The organism is Pseudomonas sp. P4_C3 (assembly GCF_056402075.1).
In genome coordinates this window covers 1-4,194 of record NZ_JBFUIC010000334.1, presented here as the reverse complement: position 1 = coordinate 4,194, position 4,194 = coordinate 1, and the positions used below count along the sequence as shown (strand labels likewise).

General features: G+C 60.2%; 5 protein-coding genes. 2 read left to right on the top strand and 3 right to left on the bottom strand.

Annotated elements, in window-relative coordinates; translation table 11 throughout:
* Together AC1DVH_RS26980 and AC1DVH_RS26975 are read left to right on the top strand one after the other, a co-directional pair.
* A partial coding sequence (locus AC1DVH_RS26980) for a LysR substrate-binding domain-containing protein (RefSeq protein ID WP_477756362.1) occupies window positions 1-651 on the top strand: 651 nt, incomplete at its 5' end.
* Window positions 652-708: 57 nt separating this feature from the next.
* On the top strand, window positions 709-1,071 hold the full coding sequence (locus AC1DVH_RS26975) for a 5-carboxymethyl-2-hydroxymuconate Delta-isomerase (protein ID WP_477756361.1): 363 nt from the start codon (window positions 709-711) through the stop codon (window positions 1,069-1,071).
* Window positions 1,072-1,074: 3 nt separating this feature from the next.
* Here the strand turns inward: AC1DVH_RS26975 and AC1DVH_RS26970 are convergent, their stop codons facing one another.
* The 3 genes from AC1DVH_RS26970 to AC1DVH_RS26960 form a co-directional block, all read right to left on the bottom strand.
* Window positions 1,075-2,013: a LysR family transcriptional regulator gene (locus AC1DVH_RS26970; protein WP_477756360.1), complete on the bottom strand. Its 939-nt coding sequence runs from the start codon at window positions 2,011-2,013 to the stop codon at window positions 1,075-1,077.
* A 114-nt stretch (window positions 2,014-2,127) separates the two neighbouring features.
* Window positions 2,128-3,045 (bottom strand): DMT family transporter, encoded by a 918-nt coding sequence (locus AC1DVH_RS26965; protein ID WP_477756359.1) that lies wholly within the window; start codon window positions 3,043-3,045, stop codon window positions 2,128-2,130.
* Window positions 3,046-3,058: 13 nt separating this feature from the next.
* Window positions 3,059-4,192 (bottom strand): cyanate transporter, encoded by a 1,134-nt coding sequence (locus AC1DVH_RS26960; RefSeq protein WP_477756358.1) that lies wholly within the window; start codon window positions 4,190-4,192, stop codon window positions 3,059-3,061.
* Between the last annotated feature and the right edge of the window lie 2 nt (window positions 4,193-4,194).

The following is a 4,194-nucleotide window of genomic DNA, read 5'->3' as shown; positions in this document are numbered from 1 at the left end:
TTCGATCCGGCCAGCAGTACGATGACGTTCCGCATCGGTCTGTCCGACGATGTCGAGTTTGGCCTGTTGCCGCCATTGCTGCGAGTCTTGCGCCAGGAAGCGCCCAACGTGGTGTTTGTGGTGCAGCATGTCGATTACTGGCGGATTCCCGACTTGCTGGCGTCTGGTGATATCACGGTGGGTATCAGCCAGACCCGTGGCTTGCCGGCCAATGCCAAGCGCAAGTTGCTGCGGCACATCCATCCCAGCATATTGCGCGCCGATGCCTCCGACACACCGCTGACCCTCGATGAATATTGCGCGCGACCACACGTGCTGGTGTCCCATACCGCCAACGTCAGTGGCTATGCCGACGAGTGGCTGGCAGATATCGGTCGCACGCGCCAGGTAGTGCTCTCGGTACCGCAATACAGTGCGTTGCCAGCCTTGCTCGCCGGGACGGACCTGATTGCCAGTCTGCCGGATTACACCGCCGAGGCGATGGCTGCATCGGGAATGCTGTTCAAGGAGCCCTTTCCGATCAAGACGCCGACTCTGGACCTGTCCATGGTCTGGCTCAGTCATGTCGATACCGACCCTGCCGAGCGCTGGTTACGCTCGCGCCTGGAAGCGTTCATGAGTGAACGTGCCGTTTTGCCACTGCCCGAATGAACAGGGCGACGCTGTGTTATATGTATGACCTGCCCAACTACTTACAGGATCTGACTCATGCCTCACCTGCACATGGAATACACCGCCAACCTGACTGATCTGAATGCCGATGTGGCATTGATGCGGTTGAACAATACGCTGGTGGGTTCCGGTCAGTTTGCCGAATTCGACATCAAGAGCCGCGCGGTCAAGGTCGATACGTTCAGGGTCGGTACGGTACTGGCCGAGCGGGCGTTCGTGCATGTGAAACTGGCGCTGTTGAGTGGTCGTTCCGCAGAGATCAAGAAGCAACTGTCTGAAAGCCTGCTGGCGGTGGTGCAGGAGCTTTGTGAGTGGCCGACTGGCGTTGAAGTCCAGCTGTGCGTGGAGATTCTTGACATCGATCGCGATTCCTACAGCAAGACCGCCATCAGCAACTGAGTATCAGGCCGTTGCCTGCTCGACGCCGGCCTGGATCACCTGCGCTCGTAGCCAGGTGTTGGCGCTGTCCTGATCCGCGTCCTGGCTCCACTGCATATCGAGGGTGAAACCCGGCAAGCCTTCGGGCGCTTCACAGTGATTGAAAGTGTCTGCACCGGCCAGCAGTCGCTGGATGCGCCGGGGCAGGGTCAGGGCATAGTCGGTGCCGGTAATCAGTTTCAGCGCTGCACTGTAGCTGTTGGCGCGTGCGACGATCTGGCGCTGTTGTCCTTGCTGCGCAAGCCAGCCGTCGACCATGTTGGTGGCGGACGTCCAGGGTGTCGGGAACACGTGTCGACGTTCGACATAGGTTTGCAGACTCAAGCGCGGTTCCGCCGGCGTGGCGCGTTTGTCGAAAACACACACCAGATCGTCTTCGAGCAGCGTCCGGGATTTGAAGTCGACGTGACTGCGATGAAAGTGCGGGCCGAAGCACATCACCAGGTCGAGGCTGCCTTCGCGCAACGCTTCGGCAGGGATATCGGCTTCGAGTTTGAACACATTGACCATCACTGGAAGATCGGCGAGGTCGAAGCGTTTCAGCAGGCGCGGCAGGATCAACTGTTCGAAATATTCCGGTGCGCAGATGTTGAAGGTCACGGGTTTCAGCCCGGGGTCGAACGTGGGTGGGCCGGCGTGACACAGGTTGATGCTTTCCAGGACTTTCAGCACATGAGGGTACATCGTACCGGCCTTGCAGGTGGGCTGCATGCCACCGGTGCGGGTATTGATGAACAATTCGTCCCCGAAACAGGTGCGCAGTTTTTTCAGGCAGTAACTCACCGTGGACTGGCTGACGCAAAGCGTCTCGGATACGCCGGTGACGCTGTTTTGCTCGTACACGGCGACGAACACCATGAGGTCCTGCATGTCGAGTTTTCTAAGCGAATTACTGTTCAGCATCCATTGCGTCTCGCTGCGTCCCTTGCACTGACCGTGCGCAAGGATGAGCGAAAGATCCTAGCGGAATGAGCGAGCAGGGAGAATGCCTTGCAGGACGTTTCGCCCAGGCCCGTGTCAGCCCTGGACCATCGCCGACACGGAGCGGCGGCTGGACATCAACAGCGCGAACATGCCGAGGCCCACCAGCACCGCGCCGGCCATTTCCAGCGGCAGCGGCGTCTGGCGCCCCCACAGCCAGTGAAACAGGGTGATGAACAGCGTACTCAGGTAGATGTAGGAAATCACCGAGGACGGCGCGATCACGCCGATGGCCCGATGCAGCAGCCAAAACGTCGCCAGGGTGGCGAATACCGCCAGGTACATCAGCCAATAGAAATCGCTGAGCGTCAGCAATGATGCCGAGCGCCAACCGCCACTGAATCCACAGAACACCAGCAGAAACAGCGCACCAAACAGCATGTTCCAGAACGTCATGGGCACCGGCCCACGCCCCTTGAGGCTGTTGGCTTTCAGGCGCTGGCTGAGAGGGGCGTAGAGTGCCATCGCCAGGCAACCGATGCCGTACACCGTCAACGCATACGGCGATGGCAATTCGTCGGGGCCGGTGCCTTTCATGATCAACAAAACCGCCCCGGCAGCGGCGAGCAGCATCGGCACAATCCGTTGTTTCAGGCGGCTGTCAGGTGTCAGCACGGCTTCGAAACCCAGGGTCATCAGCGGCACCAGCGTGAACATCGTCCCGGTGTTGACGGCCGAGGTGTAGCGCAATGCTTCGAACAGCGAGCCGAAGTACAGCGCCAGCAGCAGGCCGAGCACCGCGTGACCGAGCAGCCCACGAGCGGTCATGATCGCATCGCCTTTTAACAGCAACAGCGGCAGAAACACCAAGGCACAAAACAGCAGACGCAAACCGGTCAGCAGGATCGGGTCGATGGCCTGRCTGACTTGCGCCGCCGCGGAAAACGACGCGGCGATCAACAAGGCCCAAAGCAGCATGCTGGCGTGAGCGGCGGCGAAACCGATGGTTTTCATGGCAGGCTCCGGATCAATGGATGTGGCGGGTGTAGTGCCTTGGGTTGAAGCGAAAAACCATCAACATCATCAGTGCCATGACTGCTGTCAGCGACCACCAGGCCCATTCAAAGCTGCCGAGCCGGTCGCGGATTATCCCCGCCAGCAGCGGCGACAGGCCGGCGATCAAGTAGCCAATGCCTTGAACGAAGGCGGTCAGGCCACCAGCGCGCAAGGGATTGTCCAGGTGATCCAGCGATACGATCAGGCTCATCGGGAACAGGCCGCCAATGCCCAGCCCCAGCAGGCATGGCCACATCAGGCTCAAATGTTGTGGGCTCAGAATCAATCCGCAGAAACCGGCGATGATCAGTACAAGCAATACCATCAGCACGACACGGCGGTCGCGGCTGCGATTGGCGATGACGGGCGTCAGCAGGCCCGACAGCACTTCCATGGCGGTCAGAAATCCGAGCAGCAATCCGGCGTGCTGCTCGCTCCAGCCCTTTTCCACGTAGTACGGCGCCAGCCAGGCCAGGACACAGGTGTAGGACGCAGTGCCCAGGCCAAAGAAGATCGCGAGTAACCACGCGCGGGAATTGGCGAAGAACGAACCATTACTGGAGGCCTTTGAATCCCGTATCGGCATCTCCGCCCGTTGGGTACCCCAGAGCAGCAATGCCAGCACGGCGAGAATCGCCCAGATCGCCAGGCCCATACGCCAGCTGCCGGTACGTTCCATCACCAGTGGCGCAAAGGAAGCACCCATGGCGGCACCGCCCATGATCGACGTGACGTAGAGTCCCATACACAGGGCGACATTGTCGCTGAAGCGGGATTTGATCAGCGCTGGCATCAGCGCCTGGATCAGGGCTATCCCGATACCTGCCAGTACCGCGCTGAGAAGCAGCTCCGCAGCTGAATCAAGGAGCAACCGCGAAAGCGTGGCCACGCCGATGATCAGCAACGAGAACACCACCGTGCGCTGGTCGCCGAATCGCTGGCTGACGTGCAGGCCRACAAACATCGCCAGTCCCATGGCCGTCACTGGCAACATGGTCAGCAGTGAAGCCTGGCTGAAGCTCAGCGCAATGTCGTCGCGAATCGCCGAGAGCAGAGGCCCTACAGCGGCCATGGAAGGGCGCAGGTTCAGGGCAACCAGGACAATGC